The sequence below is a fragment of the Massilia sp. Bi118 genome (assembly GCF_918697865.1).
GTDB lineage: Bacteria > Pseudomonadota > Gammaproteobacteria > Burkholderiales > Burkholderiaceae_D > Telluria.
Genome location: NZ_CAKKMV010000001.1, coordinates 299928 through 319602 on the forward strand (window position 1 = coordinate 299928; position 19675 = coordinate 319602).

Consider the following 19675-nt stretch of genomic DNA (forward strand, 5'->3'; position numbering starts at 1 on the left):
GAGGTTTTGCTTTGTGATGTCTCCTCATCTCCGGTGAGGAGATTGTTGAATATGCTTATTTGTGTGTCAATCGAATTCGGATTAGCTGTGTAGTTTTAATACTATCTCATTCGAAACCACGCACCGGCAAGCTCGCATCCCGCTGGATCCAGTTGCGCGCCGAGTATGCGGTGCGCGCATCCGTCACGTGCAGGGTGAACGCATGCCGCGACACCGCCGACCTGTTCGGCGCGCTGTAATGCGGCAGCAGCCCATGGAAGCACACCAGGCTCCCTGCCTTGGCTTCCAGCGGCACTGCAGTCGAGTCGTCCGGCCAGGGCGTCGAGTCCAGCTTTTCCATGGCGATGCGATCGCCATCGCGCAGGAAGCGCTCGCGCAAGGGCCCGCGGTGGCCGCCCGGTTCCACCCACAGGCAGCCGTTGTCGACGGTCGCGTCTTCCAGTGCGAACCAGAAGGTGGTCACGCTGATCGGCGTGGAGTCGAAGAAGGTCGCGTCCTGGTGCCAGCGCACTTCGCCGCCGATGCCGGGCTGCTTGAAGATGTACATCGACTGCCAGACCTGCGGCTGTTCGAGCCCCAGGTCGCGCGCCACCGCCGCCAGCCTGGCATCGCGGGTAAAGGCTTCGAAGACCGGGTCGAGATCGTGCATGGCGTGGCCGATCTTGTTGATCGACAGCGCCTTGGCCTGCTTGAGTCGGCCGTGTTCGTCGAAGGCTTCCTCTTCGAAGAAGCAGCGCACGGTATTGTCGGAGCCGAGGAACCAGGCGTCGCTGGCGTTCTCCTGGTCGCGCGTGGTGAAGACGGCGCGCGACTCGGCGGGGTCGAAGGCGTCGACGATGTGCTCGGCGCGTGCGCGCAGGCGCGCGATTTCTTCGGGCGCCTTGAAATTCGGGATGACGATGTAGCCGTCGCGCTGGTATTGGTCGCGCTGTTCCTGGGTCAGCATGGCTTTGGACTCCGTTGAATGACCGCGCTATTTTACGACGCCTCTACGGTCCACCCGCCGCCGGCATACACCCGCTCACCATCCAGGTACACCGCATCCGTCACTACGAACACGTCGATGTGGTAACGCGCATCCTTGCGCTTGAAGCCCGGCTTTGCATACACGCCGTGCTTGGCGCCCAGCGACAGGTGGATGCCGCACATGCGCTCGTAGGTGCCGATGTCGTCGACGCGGCGCTCGCGCGAAAAGGCGCGGTTCATGCCGAAGCCCAGCTCGCGCACCCAGACTTCGCCCTCGTCGCGGCGGATGATGTCCAGCACCTGCTGGAATTCGGGCGTCGCGTTCTCGGCATCGACCACGCGGCCGCGCTCGATCACCAGCGTGACCGGCGACGCCGGGCGGTTCACGAGATAAGACGTATCGCCGAACACATGCACCTGGGCGCGGCCGCTGACGGCTTCCAGGTCCCGCGCTTCGGTGAACACTTCGCCGATCGGGAACTGGCCGCCGACGTTGTTCATCGCGCTGTAGTCGCCGACGTTCAGCTTGGCCGGTTCGAGCGGCGAATCGAACACCAATACATCACCGCCGCCATGCACTTCGGCACGCGAAGCCGTATCGATGCGGCGCTTCAGCGCATGCCCGACGCCGCGGAAGTACTGCGGATCATAGGCCAGCGCTTCGATGTAATGGTCGCCCTGCGCGCCCGGCATGCGCGACAGGTGCACGTGCTCGATCACCTTCAGGCCCAGCTTGAACAGCTCCACGCGCAGGCGGAAGCCGTCGAGGCGGAAGTTGGTCGACTGCACCAGCACCACCAGGTCGCCTTCGGCATAGTTCTTGAAAGCCCCCAGCACCACGTCCGGCGTCACGGCGTCGAAGTCGATGAAGTCGGCGCCCAAGAGGTTGCGGCGATAAGCCTCGACCAGCGCCCGCGCCAGGGCCGTGCGGCGGTCGTACACCACCAATGCGCACTGTCCCGGTTCGTGTTCGAGCGCGATTGCGAGCACGTCGCGCAGGTGCGCGGTGGCGGCGTCGATGGCGGAAGAGGGTAGGTCGGCGGTGGGAAGCTCGGTGGCGGTCATGGCGGGAATACGTTCGGAAGCAACCCGTCATTATAGCCGCGCTCCCGGTTGCCTGGATGCCCACGGCGATGCTTGCGGCAGCTCACGGCCACCCGCTCCGCTTTGCTGCACAGTTTGTCTGTCGGGAGCCTATCATGTTGATTCTAAAAGGAAAATTTCCAATCTTTAACTTGCTGCCGCTGCTGCTGGCGCTCTTGCTGGCGCTTGCCGCGCCGGCACGTGCGCTGGAGGCGAAAGCGGGCGCACGCGCGCCGGACACCGTCGCCACGGAGTTCTACGGCTGGTACCTGGAGACCCTGAGCGCCGACCAGGATCCCCTCAGCGACCGCTACGACACCTTCACCCGCTACGTAGCCAAGGAGCTGGCGGCGCGCCTGGTCGAGCGCCTGCAGGGCGGCAAGCTGCCGCAGCGCGATTACTTCACCCAGTCCGCCAGTTACCGTCCGGCCTGGCAACGCAGCGTGCGTGCGGCCGTGATGCGCCAGCGCGCGGGCGCGGCGGACGTGCTGGTCACCCTGGGTGACGGCATCGAGGCGCGCGGCGAGGAAGGCGGGCCGCGCCAGGTGCTGGTCTTGTCCATGGTGCTCGAAAACGGCGTATGGAAAATCCGCCAGGTGGCGGCCGTCGATGCAGCAGGAAGTTCCCCTGAACAGCCCGTCATTTGATCCGTGAAGCACCGCCCCGCGCTCCTTTCGTGAACGGCGCGCCGTGGCCCTATTGCTGGCGCTATGATTCCAAAAGTGCAACGGCAACGGCAATGGCGAACCAATGGCATACAGATGGGAAACTCCGGCCAGTGTCTGGCTGGAAGACGAGAGCAGTGGGCAGTTCGAACTGGCGGCCAGCGAAGGCCTGGGCCGGATCGACTGGAGCAGCCATGCGCGTGGACGCGTGGCCGACTTCGCGCACCTGCTCGGCGCCTCGCTCCCTCGCGCTTGTGCCGACAATCAGGGCGAGGGTTGCGAGCACTCGCCCATCTATCCCGAAGGCTTCTCCTTCTGCCCCGTCTGCGGCAAGCCCCTGACGCGCCTGGCCGGCATGGCGCAGCGCCAGCCCGACTGGTGGGGGCCGCATGCCGACCAGCTGCTGCCGCGCCACGTGCCGCACGGCCTGCCGGTGACCTCGCTGCCGCTCGGCGACAGCCTCGAGGAACGTCCCGCAGCCCCCGTCGTCGGCCGCTTCGACAGCGCGATGCCGCCGCCGCCGAACTCGCAATGCATCTTCATCGCCGCCGGCTACGGTTTTCCGGAGCAGCGCCTGCTGGCCCTGGCGCCGGGCCGTGGTGTGCTGCAGTACTGGGATCCGCTGGGCGAGCTGTGGCATGTGCTGGTGCCGGAAGAGGGCAGCGCCGACCTGCGCTTCGGCGCCTCCGACTATGGCTGGCTGCCGGCCGCGGAGCCGCGGCGCGGCGAGGTGGGCCTGGTGCCGACCGCGCAAGGCCTGTACCGCCTGTGGATCAACCCGATCAACGAGACCTACCGGCTTGAACCGGTGCTGGCCGCGCCGATGGCCGCGGCGCCGGGTGCGATGCGCCGCCAGCTGGCCTGCCTGGTGCGCGGGCATGCAGGCGTGCTGGTGCTGTCCTCGCTGGGCGCGGACCTGGCGCCGGGGCCGCAATACGAATGCGGCGCGCTGCCGCTGTCCGGCTGGAGCCGCCCGATCGGCTACGACGGCCAGTTATGCTGGCTGCACGACGAGGGCCAGCTGCTGTGGCGCCCGGGCGAGGCGCCGCGCTTCCTGCCCTGGCCCGACACCTGGCTGCCGCGCCTGCAGTTCGGCGGGCCGACCCTGAGCCGCGACGGCCGCATGTGGCTGATCGGGCATGATGGACTGTCCTACTGCTTCCTCGAACTCGGGGTCGAGAAGCCGCAGCGCGAGCCCATCGACGGCGCCCGCCTGGGCTTTGCCAACCTGCTGTTCCGGCGCGGCCACCCGGTGGTCGACGAGCCCTGGTCCGGCGAACATGTCGAGGACCAGAACGAAGACGATTCGCTGGTGCTGCCGCTGCTGCGCAGCTTCAACAACAACCGCGCCCAGCCCAGCGGGCTGGTACTGCGCTTCCACAAATACACCGGCCGCGCCGAAGAAGCGCTGGCCGACCGCGTGATCGCCCGCACCACGGTCGAATGGATAGGCCGGCGCAACGTCATCCTCGACGAGATCGCACGCCTGTCGCGTCCGCTCGAGTGCCTGCCCTTCGTGTATGCCAATCATCTGTGGCTGCACCACCCAGACTGGAACCGGATCCGCGGCTGGAACCTGGAAGAGCTGACGTGAGGCGGGCGCTCGCACGGTTGGCGGTGCTCGCAGCCGGCCTGCTCGGCTTCGGCGCGCCTGCCTTCGCCATCCCGCACGTGGTGCTGGTGCAGAACTCGGGCTGGATGGAACCCTTTTATACGGATCCGAAATCGGCCTTCAAGCCGCTGGTGACGGCGCTGGTCGCCAATGTCGTGCAGCCCGGCGACGCCCTGGTGCTGGCCGCCTTCAACCAGTCGCTGCCCGGCGCGCCCTCGCCGAAGGGATTGCTGTCCGAGCAGGTCGATGCGAAGACGGTCCACGCCCACGTCGAAGCCGCGCTGTCCGGCCTGCAGACGGCGCGCAAGCCCAACGGCCAGGCGCTGGCCGACACCGACCTTGGTGAGGCCGTCGACGCCGCCCTGAACCAGGTCCTGGCCGGCAAGCCGGGGCTGGTCTGGCTGGTGACGAACAACCGCAACAGCCCGAACAACGACCAGGCGACGGCCGCGCGCAACCGCGAGTTCTACGCCCTGATCCACCGCGGCGCCGCGATCGACAAGGCCGTGGCCTTCCCGCTGCGCATGCCGGTAGCGGGCGCTCACTACAGCGCGAACGGCCTGATGGTCTATGTGTTCGCGGCCGGGAAGGAGGGCGGACGGGCGCTCGACGCCCTGCTGGCCTCCGGCCGCGTGCAGCGCGTGATCACCGAGCCGCCGGCACGCCTGAAACCGCTGGACCGCGACACCGTGCGCCTGGTGCCGCGCCGCGTCGAGGGCGCCCCCGGCGTCTCGCTGGCGATGGATGCGGGCGGCCGCCTGCATGCCGACGTCGAGCCGGATGCGGTGGCGCCCGGCACGCGCATCCAGTGGCAGCTGCAGAACACGATCTACCCCTACACCATCGCCGGCGCCACGATCAGCGCGCGCTCGATGCTGGCCGGCGAAAACCGTCCCATCGAACTGGCGCGCCACGAAGTCAAGCAGCTGGCGCCGGGCAAGACCGAGCCGCTGGCCTCCAGCATGCAGCTGCCGGTGGCCAAGCTGCCCGGCAAATGGTCGATGGAGGCGCTGAAATCGGCCGGTTCGGCCTATGTGCTGCCGGGCCAGATCGAACTGCACCTGGCCGGCCAGAAGCTGGTGCTGTCGCAGGCTTTCCGCGAGCGGATGGCGGAACTGTTCCCTGGCGACCCGCTGCCGGAGATCTTTACCCCGCCCAGCGAGATCCAGGCCTCGACCGCGGTGCTGCCGCTGGAGGTGAGGGTTCACTACGGCGCCGGTCCGCTGCTGGCCGCGATCGCCGGTGCCCTGGCCCTGCTGGCGGCGGGGGCGGGTGGCGCTTGGGCCTATGGCCGCCCGCGCCGCGTGCAGCTGACGGTGGAAGATGAACTGCGCACCGTGCACACGCGGGCCGGGGCGACGCAGCCGATTTACGACAAGGCGGGCCAGCAGGTGGCCAGCCTGAAGACCACGCTGTTCGGCCACCAGCTGATCGACCTGCGCGAAGGCGCCCAGGTCAGGCTGGGCCGCTGAAGTCACCATAAAAACAGACCCGAGAGGACCCCATGCAAGATCAGAAGGCTTCACCGACAACGACCGATCCCGGCTTCAAGCTGCCCGGCCAGACCGCGCCGGCCGCGCCGACCGCGCCACAGGATTCGATGCCGAAGACCACGCCCGACACCGCCAACCAGCCGGTCGAGATCGCGCCCGGCGGCGCCACCAATCCCAGCGCGGCGCCGCTGCGCGACACCTCGGGGCGCGACCTGGCGATCGGCGGCGCGGTGCTGCTGGTGCTGCTGGTGATTTACTTCTTCGTGCGGAACGCCTACGTGCACCACCTGGTGGTCAAGCGCGTGGCGCCGTCCGCGGCCGGCAGCGCGGGCTGGCTGATGTTCGTCGGACTGGCTTTCCTCTCGTTTGCGGCGGTGCTGGCGATCATCAACGCCGCCAAGTATCTGACGCTGGCGATCACGGGGCCGCTGGTGGTCATTGGTGTGGTCGCACTCATCGCGGCGCTTTTCATTGGCCGCCGCTGATATCAAGGAAGAACGAACATGGCAGATTTTCCCGATCCCTCGGCCCTGAATAAAAAAGCCGAACTCAAAGTCGACCTGCGGCCGACGCTATTCATCGGTTCCGGCGGCACCGGCATGGAAGTCATGATGCGGATCCGCCGCCGCATCCTGTCGGCGGTCTGGAACCGCCAGCATCCGACCCGGGTGGAGTCGATTGCCGACTTCCCGGTGGCGCGCTTCCTGCACTTCGACCTCGACAACCAGGCCATCATCGACGAAGGCAAGTCGCAGCAGACCGACCCCTGGTACGAGCTGGTCAAGCTGTCCGACGAAGAACGCCTGGTCGAGCCGCTCGACCTGCCGCAATACCACGAGTCCGACGACAGCCTGGCGCGTTTTCCGCTCATCGAAAGCTGGATGCCGCTGCGTCCCAAGAAGCTGCGCTCGCTGGGCATCGACCCGTCGAAAGGCGCGGGCCAGATCCGCGCGCTGGCGCGGCTCTACCTGTTCGATAAATATCCCAAGCTGAGGGGCCGCATCAAGGGCGCGCTGAACTTCCTCAGCTCGAACGCCGGCATCGAGCGCAAGGAGAACTACCAGCGCCTCGGCCTGCAGGTCGACACCTCGAAATTCCGCATCGTCGTCATCGCCTCGAACGCGGGCGGCACCGGGGCCGGCAGCGCCATCGACCTGGGCTGGATCGCCAAGGCCATCGCGCGCCAGGAAGTGTCGGACAGCCAGGTCGACCTGGTGATGTTCCTGCCTTCGGGCTATGCGAAGGCGAATAAAGAGCGCACCGAGGCGAATGCCTACGCGACCCTGATGGAGCTCGAGACCACCATGCGCGACATGAACGCGCGCGTGCAGTGGATGGACCCGGACAGCGTGGTCGGCCGCGGCGCGCCTTTCGACGACGTCTACTTTGTCGACACCGCCAACCTGGCCAACAAGGCGACCCAGGACGTGAAGGACGTCTATCAGATGGTGGCGGATACCCTGTTCGAGGATTTCGCCTCGGCGGACTTTGCCAACCGCAAGCGCTCGGTGGCGGTCAACCAGCAGCAGCACAAGCTGGGACCCTACAATCCGCGCGTGCCGGAGCAGCGCTTCGGCGACATGCGCCTGTCCTATTCGAAGGTCTATTCCGCCTTCGGCCAGGCCGTGCTCGACACCCAGCAAAGCCTGCGCGACGACATCCGCGCCTACGAACTGGCGGCGCTGATGGTGAAGGCCTTCTTCGGTCTCGCCGGCAGCGACGGCTCGGCCGCGCGCCGCGCCACCGATGCGGAGCGCGACAGCTTCATGCGCGAGCAGATGGGCATGGGCGAGCATCCGTTCTCGGAATTTCCCGACTTCCGCAAGGGCACGGTGGATGTGACGCCTTTCCAGGAATACGCGCTCACCGACATGCTCTTGATGGACAAGGACCAGCGTTCGCTGCTGGAGCGGGTCGAGAGCAAGGTGCAGGTCGAGGTCGACCGCATCATGGCGTCCTATGATTTGAAACTGTGGCGCGAGAAGGTGGTCGAGCTGCTGCCCAACCTGGAGCGCGACGCCATCCGCGAAGCCGGCGCCACCGCCGAAACCAGCGAAGACCGCATCAAGCGCCACACCGGTGAGCTGCTGGCCAACCTGCGCCTGAACGTGCGCGGGCGCCTCTACATGCTGCTCGACGACCGCAAGCAGGGCGGCCTGGAGTTCGTGCTCTCGCTGCTGGAGCAGGTGAAGAGCAGGCTGGCCCAGCGCGACCTCGCCAACGCCCAGCGCAACGGCAAACGCTACCGCGACATCCGCGATGCCCTGCGCACGCGCCAGGTCGAGGAATCGCTGAACAATTTGTCGCAGGCCGCCGGCCGCCTGTTCGGCAAGGATGCGCAGGCGCGCGAAGTCATGAACCATTTAAAGCGCGACATCGCGGACTACCTGCGTTTCCATTTATTGGCGGTCGCTTCGGGCCAGGCCATCGACGTCATGAACAGCATGTCGGCCTGGCTCGGCAACCCGCAGGGCACCGATGAACATGGAAACGCCCAGTGGAGCGGCATCGCCGGCGAATTCCAGGAAGGCCGGCGTTCGGTACAGGCCATGCTGGCGGCCTGCGACCAGCGCATCGGCCAGCTGCGCGCCGACGCCCGCATTGACCACGCCACCTACATCAAGCTGGCCAGCGACGTGCTGCCGCAACCGGTGCGGCTGACCAGCGACGTCAGCGGCTGGTCCGAAGAGGTGCTGCTGGAATTCGGCGGTTCGGCCAGGCTGTTCCCGCAGCTGGGTGACGAGCGCCTGCGTGCAGATCTGTTATTGAAACTGTTCCGCCGCGCGCAGACCCAGCTCTCCAGCATGCAGGCGGCCGGTCTGGAGCCGGCGCAGGCCATCGATCCGCTGCTGGAGCGCCTGAACGCGATGTCGCCGCAGGAGCGCCACCGCGTGTTCAGCGAATGGATACGGAGTAGCATGCCCTGGATTAATGCGCGCTTCTCGGCCGAGTTCACGCCCAGCGCCGACCAGTTCAAGTGCTTCGTCGGCGTCGGCGACCCGGCCGCCTGGCGCAAGCTGGAACCGGAGATCCGCGCCGCGGTGCCGACCGGCTTCCTGCACGGCGACGCCGTCGCCATCGTCAACACCGGCGTGGCGGGGCGGGCGGTCTGCTACATCGAGCTGTCCGGCTACCCGATGACGGTGCTGCGTGGCCTGCCGACCTGGCGCGCCTCTTACCAGATCGAGAACCCGAAGATTCCGACGCATCTGCATTTTGACTCTACGCGCTTCCGCCATCCGATCTCGCCTTCGATGGACGAGCTGAATCGCCTGGCCGACGACTACGAATGGTTCCTGCAGGCGGTGGCGCTGGGCGTCATCCGCCGCAAGCAGGACGCCGGCGACCGCGAAGCCGCTTTCCAGCCGCGCGGCCAGTATCTGTTCGAAGTCGAGCAGGGCTCGGGAGAATGGCTCCAGATCGGCAACGAGTACGCGATCCGCTCGAACGGCCTGCCGCCTTATTACCGCGAGCAGGTGATCGCCGCCGTGCGGCAGCGCCTGGGCACGATGGGGCCTTACCGGCTGGCGCTGCTGGCGGCGCTGATGCGCCACTACCAGCTGCGCGTCTACGAGCCCAAGCTGGAAGTCGACGAGACCGGCGCCCAGCTGCCCTCGCCGTCGCTGCCGACGATTACGGCGCGGCGCCTGTACGACCAGTGGATGCGGCGCGCAGCCTCGCTCCATCCCGAGCTGTCGCCGGCCCAGGTGGAGGCGGCGCTGGCACAGCTCGACCTGTGGAGCGAGACGGTGCCGGATTCCGCCAGCGACGCCTATCACTGGGAAGTCGAGCGCCCGGTCGACAAGCGCGTGATCCGGCCCGACTTCCTGGCCAGCGAGGCGCGCGCGCTGCAGGCGCTGGAGCGGCGTTCGGCGTCGCCGGCGGCCACCGCGCCGGGATTGGTGTCCGCGGACATGGCGCATGGCGCGCCGTCCGCCGCGACCATCGTCAGCCCAAGCATGCGTGCCCCGGCAGGATCGGACCTGCACCCCTCGGCCGGCAGCCCTGCGGCTTTCGTGGTGGGCGCAAGCCCGATGGCGGCGCGCTATAAACTGTTCGTGAACGGCGCCCAGCGCGGCCCGTATGCGCTGGAAGAGGTCGCGCAGGCGCTGGCGCGCGGCGAGATCGACCAGGGCACGCGCATCTGGAACATGCAGTGGAATCCGCGCCAGGACAAATGGAAGACGGTCGGCGAGATCCCGGAACTGGCGGCCGCCTTCGACACCGCCATCCCCGATCCCGAGGACGGGATCCCGGACCCGGAATAAAGGAGCAACGTGCACGACCAGGCAATCTACCGCTGTATCAACGAGGCTTGCGGCCGGCCCACGCCGCGGCCCGTGCATTACTGTCCCTGGTGCGGGACAGCGCAGCTGCGCGCGGGTGCGCAGGGCATGCCGGCCGGCGCGGACGTGACGGCATCGCCGGCGTCCGCTGCGGCCGTCGCGGCGGCGGCCGGTGCGAGTGCGGCCGCCGCGCTGTCCGGCTGGTCGGATGCGCCGCCGGAGCTGCCGTCCGCAGGCGCCGGCGCTGCATCGCCGCCGCCTGAGACGCCACGTCCGAACGCGGCACCGCTGTCCACGTCCGCGCCCCCGAGCGCAAGCGCTTTCGGTCGCAGCGGCAAGCCCGGCGCGGGCAGCCCGCCGCCTCCGCCACCGCCACTGCCACCGCCGCCGCCACGCCAGGAAGTCCCGCGCCCGCCGCTGGCCGCGCACCCGCCCAGGCGCTCGCCGATCCGCCTGCGCTGGTGGATCCTGGCCCTGGTCGCGTTATGGGGCCTGTGGCTGGTGGCCAAGCCCTCGACCAGGAAGATCGAGCGCCAGATCGACGCCGCGATCGCCCTGGCGCGCGAATGCAAGGGCAGCGAGGCCCAGGCCGACCTGATCGCGCTGCGCAAGACGCGCGCCACGGCGGAGCAGCTGCAGCGCCTGCAGCAGGCGCTCAACGACGAAGCCGCCAAATGCACGAAGCGCCGCCAGCGCGGCAAGGCCTGGAGCGACGCCAGCAACGCGGTCGAGGCGGCGCTGGCGGCGGCCAGCTGGGACAAGGCCAGGACCCGCCTGCAAGCCTTCACCAAACGCTGGGGCGAGGACGAGGACACGGCCGCGATGAAGGAGCGGATCGAGGCCGCGCGGCGCGACGCCGCGCATCCGCTGGCGGTGCCGCGCAACGCGGTCGGTTCCTCGGGTCGCGGCGCGACCGGCTCCGGCGGCGGCCGGTCGTCGCAGGAAACGGCCCAGTCCGCGTACAACCTGATCCAGAGCGCGGAACGCGACCTGGCAAACGGGAATTACGGCGCCGCCGTCGACAAGATGACGCTGTGCCTGACCATGGTCGATGCCGGCAACCGCGAGTGCCGCGCGCTGAAGACCCAGGCCGAGCAGCAGGCAAAGTTCCAGTAACCGGAGAGGGGGTGCATCATGAATCGCATATCGGCTATCGCTTTATTGTCCGCCGCCTTGCTGGCCGGCTGCAACCAGTCGCCCGCCGACGGCATGGGCCCGGCGCAGAAAGCCGGCAAGGTCGTCGACGAGGCCGGCGCCAGGGTGCAGACGGCGGTCCAGGACCAGGTGGTCAAGGCCGATGCCGCCGCCGAGCGGGCGCGGGAGAAGGCGAAGGAAGCGGCGGCGCAGGCCAGGGACAACCTGGACCGGGCGACTGCGAAGGTGGGGGAGAAGGTGGAGCAGGCGGGCGAGAAGATGCAGGAGGCTGCGCGCTGAGGCCGCCGCGGGCGATTACGAAACCGCCCTTAACTCCTGCCAGTTCCCCTGCACCACCGACAGCTCCACGCTGCCCGCCCGCCACGCAGCCTCGATATCCTGCTCGATCTCTTCCATGCTCATGCGGGTATCGCCGGCAAAGCCCTGCACGCCGTAGGCGCGGTTGCGGCCGTGGCCCTTGGCGAGGTAGAGCGCCATGTCGACCAGGTTGACGGCGCGTTCCCAGGACATCGACTTGCCGCCCGGTGCCAGCGGGAAGGGCGCGAAGCCGATCGAGACGTTCACCGACAGTTTGGTGCCCTGGTAGTCGATGCTGCGGGCCGGGATGCCGCTCAGCAGGCGGCGCGCGACGTCGTCCAGGCTGCTGCGCGGCACCGACGGCAGGAAGGCCAGGAATTCCTCGCCGCCCCAGCGCACGATCATGTCGGTCTCGCGCAGGATCTCGCGCAGGGCGTCGGAGATTTCGCGCAGCACCGCATCGCCGGCGCCGTGGCCGTAGGTGTCGTTGATGTGCTTGAAGTGATCGACGTCCAGCAGGTAGAGGGCGCTGACCATTTCCTCGTTCGCGTCCTTGCCGGCGCCGCGCTGCGCGATCTCCTGGTGGCCGCGCATGAATTCCTGGAAGTGGCGGCGGTTGTACAGGGCGGTCAGCGGGTCGCGCGCGCTCTGCTGCTTGAGCTCCAGGTTTTTTTCCTCGAGCTGGGCATTCGCCTGGCGCACTTTGCGGTACAGGAAGTAGACGATCACCGCGGACAGCGCGAACACCAGCGCCAGCAGCCACCAGACGCGCTGCTGCAGGCGGCGGTTGTCGATCTCGGTGCTCTTGACCTGGTTTTCCTGGCGCAGCAGCTCGATCTGGCGCTGGCGCTTGTCGGCTTCGTATTTTTCCTGCAGCTCGACCATCGCCTTCTGGCGGCGCTTCTCGAACAGTTCGTTCGACAGCGTGCGTTCGCGGTGGTAGGCCTGCACGGCGCCCGCCAGGTCGCCTGCACGTTCGAGCGCATCGCCGTATTCGGTCAGGACAATCTGAAGATCCGGCATGTGGCCGGACTTCTCGTACCACGCCATGCCTTCCTCGATGGACATTTTGCCTTCCGCCAGCCGTCCCATCGCCAGGTAAGCCTGGCCGATGTTGACGCGCGCGGTGGCCATGGTCGGTTCGTTCTTGATGCGGCGCGACTGTTCCAGCGCCTGCTGGGCAGATGCCAGGGCATTCTTGTAATCGCGCTGCTTCAGGTAGAAGTCGGACAGGTTGACGTAAGTCGTGGCGATCATCGAGTCGGCATTGGCCCTGCGCGACAGTTCGAGCGCCGCCTGCAGGGCATTGAGGCCGCGCTGGACATGGCCGGAATCGATTGCCACGCCGTAATCCGTGGTCTTCAGGATGGCCAGGCGGCCCGGCGAATCCAGTTGCTCCGCCGCGCGGTAGGCTTCGTCCAGTGTTTCGAAGGCCTTGGCATGCTCGCGCATCTGGTTGTACAGGTAGGCCAGCGAATTCAGCGCCATGACGGTGTACAGCGGATTGCCGCTCTGGCGCGCCAGCGTGGCGGCTGCCTGCATCTTGCTTAGAGCGGTCGGGAAATTGCCATCCTCGGCGTACGACTCGCCCGACGAGATGGTGGCGCGCAGCCGCAAGTCGAGGTCCGGGCTGGACGCCGCCAGCTTTTCGGCCTCCCACACCAGTTGGTGCGATTGGCCCATCTCGTTGATGGCGAACAGGGCATAGGCTTTCGCCAGCAAGGCTTTCGCGATCGCGCGCTGGTCGCCGCTCTGGCGCGCCAGTGCCAGCGCTTGCTCGCACAAAGGCATGGCCCGGTCGTTGTCACCCACCCGGTAGTGGGCAATGCAGGACAGGCTGAGGAATTCCGCGTACTCCGCGGCAGGCGCTCCCTTTTCCTTGGGCGCCAGCTCATGCAGCATCGTCAACCCGCGTTGCGGATTGATGCGAATGGTTTCCTGCACCTCGGTCAGGCGTTGGGGAAGCAGCCCTGGATCGGCGGCAACGGTGCCTGACGCGCACAAAAGCGCGAACAGCAGCTTGATGCTGCGCCGGTGGTGCGATCCGCGTTTCAGGCCTGCCAACATAGTTCCCCAGGGACGTGTCGATTGCGTCCCACTCGGGACTCAACCAACCATTGTACGCCGGTTGCTACAAAGAAATACAAATTTCGCCCACTATATGCGAAAAAGATACAGAGGTATTCCTATGCCTTATAAGTTGTATATACAGGTACTATGCGATGCGTGTTCAATTGCTCAGGCGGCAAGCTGCTGCAGCAGATAAAGCCGCTGGTACAGCCCGCCTTCGATGCGCATCAACGCCTCATGGCTGCCGGCCTCGCTGATGCGGCCGTGGTTCAGCACGACGATGCGGTCGGCGTCGCGGATGGTCGACAGGCGGTGCGCGATCGCGATCACCGTCACCTTGCCGCGCAGCCCGACCACGGCCTGCTGCACGATCTGCTCGGTCGCGCTGTCGATGCGGGAGGTCGCTTCGTCCAGCAGCAGGATGCGCGGCTTGCCGGCCAGCGCGCGGGCGATCGCGATCAGCTGCTTCTGGCCGGACGACAGGCGCGAGCCGCCTTCGCCCAGCGGCGTGTCGTAGCCCTGTTCCAGCGCGGCAATGAAATCGTGGGCATGGGCCGCGCGCGCCGCCGCTTCGATGGCCTCTTGCGGCAGGCCGCGTCCCATGTCGATGTTCTCGCGCGCCGACGCCGCCAGCAGGAAGGGATCCTGCGGCACCAGGCCGACCTCGTTGCGGAAACGCTCGTTGGCGATGCCGGCCAGCGGCTCGCCGTGGATCTCGATGCTGCCTTCCTTGACGGGGTAGTAACGCAGCAGCAGCGACAGCAGGGTCGACTTGCCGCTGCCGGTGTGGCCGACGATGCCGAAGAAGGCGCCCTGCGGAATCTCCAGCGACAGGCGGTGCAGCACGGTGACGCCATCGACGTAGCCGAAGCTCAGGTCGCGCACCCGCACCGCCGGCGCGCCTTCGACCTGGTTCGCCGGCGTATCCGCCGGGCGGCCGCCGCTGCCGCTGCGCATGCCGTGTTCGGGCGCGCTGGTTTCATCCAGCAGGTGCGCCACGCGCGCGGTCGCGACCACCGCCTGCTGCAGGCCGCTGAACTGCATCGTGATCTGGATGAGCGGCTCGACCACCCGCGCGATATAGCTGATGAAGGCGTACAGCACCCCGACCTCGACCGCGCCCATGCTCTGGCGGCCGAAGCTGAAGATCACCACCGCCAGCAGGATCACGTTGAGGAAGTCGAGGGCGGGACGCAGCAGGAAGGCGTTCGCGCGCAGCTCGGCCACGCGCGCCGTGTAATGCTGGTCGTTGGTGGCGGCGAAGCGCTGGCCGAAGCGGTGCTGTGCATTGTTCGCCTGCAGCACGCTCATGCCGCCTATCGATTCCGCCATCTGGGCGTTGATGTCGCTGCGCAGGGCGCGGGCGCGCGTGACGGCCGGCGCAGAGAGACGCTGGTAGAGCCAGATGATGCCGAGCACCGCCGGCAGCAGGGCCAGCACGATCAGCATCAGATGCCAGTCCAGCCAGGCCATCGCAATCGAGGTCCCGACCAGCACGATGGTGGAGTCGAGGATCACGAACAGCACCTGGATGTACAGGGTCTTGACGGCCTCGGTGTCGTTGGTGACGCGGCTCACCAGCTGGCCGGTGATGGCGCGGTCGAAGAAGGCCATCGGCAGGCGCAGCACGTGGCCATATACCCACTCGCGCAGCCGCTGCACCGAGCGCATCGCCAGGCCGGACAGGCGCACCAGCTGCAGGAAACGCAGCCAGGACGCGGCCCAGCCGGTGAGCAGCACGCCGCCCAGCAGGATGCCCATGCGGGTCCAGTCCAGGTGATGCGGCAGCAGGTGCTCGTCGATCAGCTTCTTGCCGAGCAGCGGGCCGAGGACTTCGAGACCGGCGGCCAGGATCAGCCAGCCGGTGGCCCAGCCCAGGTGGGCGCGGTCCGGATGCGCGGCGCGGCGCAGCAGGCCGGCCGCCTGCCTGGCCTGGGCCGGCGTGGTTTTTTCTTTAGACTGCATCGAGGCTGGCCTCCAGTTGTTGATAGCGCCACTGGCTGGCATACCAGCCGTCCAGCGCCAGCAGCGCTTCGTGGCTGCCCGATTCGGCGATGCGGCCATCCTTCAGCACGATGATGAGATCGGCCTTGACCACGGCCGACAGGCGATGGCTCGCAATGACCGCGGACAGCTCGGGACGCGAGGCGCGCAGCTCGTCGAGGTGCTCGAGGATGCGGGTTTCGGTGCCGGTGTCGACCGCGGATAAAGCGTCGTCGAGCAGCAGCAGCGGGCTTTGCGCCAGCAGCGAGCGCGCGATCGCCACGCGCTGGCGCTGGCCGCCGGACAGGGTGATGCCCTTTTCGCCGACCGGGGTGTCGTAGCCGTTCGGGAAGCGCAGGATGTCGTCGTGGATGTCGGCCATGCGCGCCGCGTGCTCGATCTCCTCGCGCGAGGCGCCGGGCTTGCCGAGGGCGATGTTTTCGGCAATCGAGGCCGAGAACAGGAAGGACTCCTGCGGCACCCAGCTGATCCCGGCGCGCAGCGTGGCCAGGGTGTATTCGTCGAGGGCGTGGCCGCCCCAGCTGACGCGCCCGTGCTGCGGCTCGGCCTGGCGCAGAAGAACGCGCAGCAGGGTCGACTTGCCGGCGCCGGTGGGGCCGACCAGGCCCAGGGTCTGGCCGGGTTCCAGGCGCACCGATACCTGCTTCAGCGCCGGGATATCCTGGCCGGTGTAGGCGAAGCTCAGGTCCTGCAGCACCAGCGGTCCGCGCTGCAGTTGCGCGATGGTGCCATGGTCGTCGATCGTGAGCGGCGCCTCCAGCAGCGGCTCCAGGCGCGCCAGCGCGGCGCGTCCGCGTTCGATCAGGGACAGCACCCAGCCGGCCGCGAACATCGGCCAGATCAGCTGCCCGAGATACATCGTGAAGCTGGTCAGCGAACCGATGGTGAGTTGGTTGTTCCACACCAGGTAGCCGCCCAGGCCGAGCGTGAGGCCGGTGGCGGCCGTGAGGGTCAGGCCGACCGCCGGCTCGTAGGCCGCTTCCCATTTCTGCGCCGTCAGGCTGGCGTCGGCGGCGCGCGCGGCCAGCTCGCCGAACTGCCTGGCGCTGCGCTGCTCCAGGCCGAGGGCGCGCAGGGTGCGCACGCCGGACAGGGTTTCCTGCACGTGGTCGTTGAGCGCCGAGAAACGCTTTAGCGAATCGCTGGACGCGGTGTGGATGTGGCTGGAGATGCGCCAGAAGGCCAGCGCCATCAGCGGGAAGGGCAGCAGGGCGATCAGGGTCAGGCGCCAGTCGACGCCGAGGAACATGATGCCGAGGACCATGACCAGGGTCAGGGTGCCGTCGAAGCCGGCCAGCATGGCTTCGCCGGCGGCCTGCTCGATGGCGTCGATGTCGTTGGTGGCAAGCGCCATCAGGTCGCCGGTGCGCTGGCGCTGGTAGAAGGCCGGGCCCTGGGCCGAAAGACGCGCATACAGGCGGGTGCGCAGCTCGACCCCGAGGCGGTAGGCGGCGGAATACAGGCGCAAGCGCCAGGCCACGCGCAGCACATAAATCGCCAGGCCCAGGCCGAGCAGCTGCAACAGCTGGAAAGTGAGGTCCTGGCCCTGCAGGCGGTGCGCCGCCAGGGCGTCGATGGTGGCGCCGACCTTGCGCGGCACCAGCACCGAGCACAGGGCGACGCCGAACAGCATCACCGCCGACGACGCGTACGAACGCCAATGCCGGCGCACGAAGCCGCCGATCAGCCTAGCCAAACCCATTGCGTGTCCTGTTCTTCGATCGTGTTGCGAGGACCGCTAATGTACTATTTTTGCCAGGCGCCTGCAGACCGGCTGTGCTTCGAGCTGCGGCTCACTTCCTGCGCGAGGAGCGCGATGCCTTCGGCGGCGGCGCGATGACCGGCGCGATGCTTTCCGGCGGCGCTACCTGGGGCAGTTCGACCTGGCCTTCCGCCGCTTCCAGCGGCACGGTGGAAGCGATCGGATGCGCGGCGCTTGCCGGCTTCGGCGACACCTCGTTCAGGGCCTTCGCCAGCGTGGTCGGTTCGGCCGGGGGCGCATCGTCGGCGATGGCGGTCTCGATGGCGGCTTCGAATTGCGCGGTTTGCGCGTCAGCCTGTGCGCCGGCTTGTGCCGAGGCCGGGGCAGGCTCCGCGCGCGCCACGGTGCCGGCTTCGATCGCGGCTTCGGCATGCGCGGCCCCAATGTCCACGGCTGCGGCGGCGATCTCGCTGCCGATCGTGGCGGCGGCGTCGGTGGCAATCGAAGCCTGCTCGATCACCTGGGTGTAGCTGGTCGGGACGTTGGCGGTGGGCGCGGGAGAGGCCAGCAGCGGGATGGATGCCGGCAGGGTGCGCACGCCGGCGGCGAGGCCGGCCAGTTCGCGGCCATACGAGAACAGGGCCTGCCACTGTCCCTGGGCGGCGGAGCCGAGGGAGAACAGGTCGCGCGGGTCGCGCACCTCGAGCAGCTGCCTGAAAGCGCCGGCGGCCTGCTCGACGGAGGCGCGCGAGGTGCGCACGTTCAGCGCGGCCAGCTGGCCGGCGCTGTCGAGTGCGCGGGTGGTGAAGGAGCGGAAGAAATCGAGCTGGGCTTCGAACTGTGCCTGGCGGACGGTGGACAACTGGTCGGAAAATTGAGTCATCGGTATCCCTTTATATTCAGTTATGACGCACTGCAATAAGATCTAGTGTAAAGGCGTTCCCTAGCGTTTGAAAGTGATATTTGTGTTGTTTTTGCAAGGAAATCTTGCGATGCAGCATGAATTATTAATTTGCATCATTCGAAGTACAATAAGTCGTCCTCATCAGGAGAAACCGTATGGATCTCGTCATCCGCAACGCCTCCCTGGCCGATGGCCGCCACGGGATCGACATCGCCATCGAGGGCGAGCGCATTGCCGCGGTCGGCCCGCAGCTGCCGCAGCGCGGTCTGCGCGAGATCGACGCCGGCGGCGATCTGGTCAGCCCGCCTTTCGTCGACGCCCACTTCCACATGGACGCCACCCTCAGCTACGGCCTGCCGCGCGTGAACGAATCCGGCACCCTGCTGGAAGGGATCGCGCTGTGGGGCGAACTCAAACCCCAGCTGGCCCAGGAAGCGCTGATCGAACGCGCGATGGAGTACTGCGACTGGGCGGTGGCGCGCGGCCTGCTGGCGATCCGCACCCACGTCGATATCTGCGACGACCGGCTGCTCGCCGTCGAAGCCCTGCTGGAAGTGAAGCGGCGCGTGGCGTCGTATATCGACCTGCAGCTGGTGGCCTTCCCACAGGATGGCCTGCTGCGCAGTCCCGGCGCCTTCGAGAATCTGAAGCGCGCGATCGCGATGGGCGTGGACGTGGTCGGCGGCATCCCGCATTTCGAGCGCACCATGGCGCAGGGCGCGGAATCGGTGCGCCTGCTGTGCGAGTTCGCGGCCGGAAAGGGCCTGATGGTCGACATGCACTGCGACGAAACCGACGATCCGCTGTCGCGCCACATCGAGACCCTGGCTTATGAAACCCAGCGCCTCGGCATGCAGGGCAGGGTGACCGGCTCGCACCTGACCTCCATGCATTCGATGGACAATTACTATGTCAGCAAGCTGATTCCGCTGATTGCCGAATCGGGCGTGGCGGCGATTGCGAATCCCTTGATTAACATTACCCTGCAGGGCCGCCACGATACCTATCCAAAGCGGCGCGGCATGACCCGGGTGCCGGAGCTGCTGGCGGCCGGGGTGCCGGTCGCCTTCGGCCACGACTGCGTGATGGACCCCTGGTACGGGCTCGGTTCCGGCGACATGCTGGAGGTGGCGCACATGGGCCTGCACGTGGCCCAGATGACCGGCCAGGCCGCGATGCGCCAGTGCTTCCTGGCGGTGACGGAAACGCCGGCGCGCATCCTCGGCCTGCAGGGCTATGGCATCGTCCCGGGCGCCAGCGCCGACCTGGTGCTGCTCGACGCCGGCGGCCCGGTCGAGGCGATCCGCCTGCGCGCCGCGCGCCGCCTGGTGCTGCGGCGCGGCAAAGTGCTGAGCGAAGCGCCGCCCGCGCGTGCGTCGCTGAACCTGCCGGGCAGGCCGCAGAGCGTCGATTTCAGGCTGACCCGCAAAGAGTAGGA

General features: G+C 67.6%; 14 protein-coding genes. 8 read left to right on the forward strand and 6 right to left on the reverse strand.

From position 1 onward, the window contains the following. Positions 1–106 precede the first annotated feature (106 nt). Together LQV39_RS01325 and LQV39_RS01330 are read right to left on the reverse strand one after the other, a co-directional pair. Positions 107–946: a phytanoyl-CoA dioxygenase family protein gene (locus LQV39_RS01325; RefSeq protein WP_230019818.1), complete on the reverse strand. Its 840-nt coding sequence runs from the start codon at positions 944–946 to the stop codon at positions 107–109. A gap of 32 nt (positions 947–978) precedes the next feature. Next, a complete protein-coding gene (locus tag LQV39_RS01330) occupies positions 979–2031 on the reverse strand; it encodes a hypothetical protein (RefSeq protein ID WP_230019819.1) in 1053 nt (350 codons plus the stop codon). A gap of 170 nt (positions 2032–2201) precedes the next feature. On the opposite strand from LQV39_RS01330, the gene LQV39_RS01335 reads away from it, so the two are divergent. The 7 genes from LQV39_RS01335 to LQV39_RS01365 all read left to right on the forward strand — a co-directional run bounded on the left by LQV39_RS01335 (position 2202) and on the right by LQV39_RS01365 (position 11539). Then, complete coding sequence (locus LQV39_RS01335; protein WP_230019820.1) at positions 2202–2696, forward strand: DUF3828 domain-containing protein; 495 nt, start codon at positions 2202–2204, stop codon at positions 2694–2696. 103 nt (positions 2697–2799) lie between these two features. Continuing rightward, positions 2800–4308: a hypothetical protein gene (locus LQV39_RS01340; protein ID WP_230019821.1), complete on the forward strand. Its 1509-nt coding sequence runs from the start codon at positions 2800–2802 to the stop codon at positions 4306–4308. Continuing rightward, positions 4305–5798, forward strand: coding sequence for a hypothetical protein (locus LQV39_RS01345; protein WP_230019822.1), 1494 nt, complete (start codon positions 4305–4307; stop codon positions 5796–5798). The genes LQV39_RS01340 and LQV39_RS01345 overlap by 4 nt, the downstream gene beginning before the upstream one ends. Before the next feature lie 32 nt (positions 5799–5830). Beyond that, on the forward strand, positions 5831–6304 hold the full coding sequence (locus LQV39_RS01350; protein WP_230019823.1) for a hypothetical protein: 474 nt from the start codon (positions 5831–5833) through the stop codon (positions 6302–6304). Between the two features lie 18 nt (positions 6305–6322). After that, a complete protein-coding gene (locus LQV39_RS01355) occupies positions 6323–10087 on the forward strand; it encodes a tubulin-like doman-containing protein (RefSeq protein ID WP_230019824.1) in 3765 nt (1254 codons plus the stop codon). A gap of 9 nt (positions 10088–10096) precedes the next feature. Then, positions 10097–11221 (forward strand): hypothetical protein, encoded by a 1125-nt coding sequence (locus LQV39_RS01360; protein ID WP_230019825.1) that lies wholly within the window; start codon positions 10097–10099, stop codon positions 11219–11221. An 18-nt stretch (positions 11222–11239) separates the two neighbouring features. Further along, positions 11240–11539 (forward strand): hypothetical protein, encoded by a 300-nt coding sequence (locus LQV39_RS01365; RefSeq protein WP_230019826.1) that lies wholly within the window; start codon positions 11240–11242, stop codon positions 11537–11539. 15 nt (positions 11540–11554) lie between these two features. Here the strand turns inward: LQV39_RS01365 and LQV39_RS01370 are convergent, their stop codons facing one another. The 4 genes from LQV39_RS01370 to LQV39_RS01385 form a co-directional block, all read right to left on the reverse strand. Further along, positions 11555–13624 carry a diguanylate cyclase gene (locus tag LQV39_RS01370; protein WP_374199389.1) on the reverse strand — a complete coding sequence of 690 codons (2070 nt, stop codon included), beginning with the start codon at positions 13622–13624 and terminating at the stop codon, positions 11555–11557. Between the two features lie 171 nt (positions 13625–13795). Continuing rightward, positions 13796–15592, reverse strand: coding sequence for an ABC transporter ATP-binding protein (locus tag LQV39_RS01375; protein WP_230019828.1), 1797 nt, complete (start codon positions 15590–15592; stop codon positions 13796–13798). Next, a complete protein-coding gene (locus LQV39_RS01380) occupies positions 15582–17333 on the reverse strand; it encodes an ABC transporter ATP-binding protein (RefSeq protein WP_230019829.1) in 1752 nt (583 codons plus the stop codon). The genes LQV39_RS01375 and LQV39_RS01380 overlap by 11 nt, the downstream gene beginning before the upstream one ends. 91 nt (positions 17334–17424) lie before the next feature. Further along, the gene (locus LQV39_RS01385) at positions 17425–18216 is read right to left on the reverse strand and encodes a phasin family protein (protein WP_230019830.1); all 792 of its coding nucleotides are present in this window, start codon (positions 18214–18216) and stop codon (positions 17425–17427) included. A gap of 176 nt (positions 18217–18392) precedes the next feature. On the opposite strand from LQV39_RS01385, the gene LQV39_RS01390 reads away from it, so the two are divergent. Continuing rightward, positions 18393–19673, forward strand: coding sequence for an amidohydrolase family protein (locus tag LQV39_RS01390; RefSeq protein WP_230019831.1), 1281 nt, complete (start codon positions 18393–18395; stop codon positions 19671–19673). Positions 19674–19675: the final 2 nt, after the last annotated feature.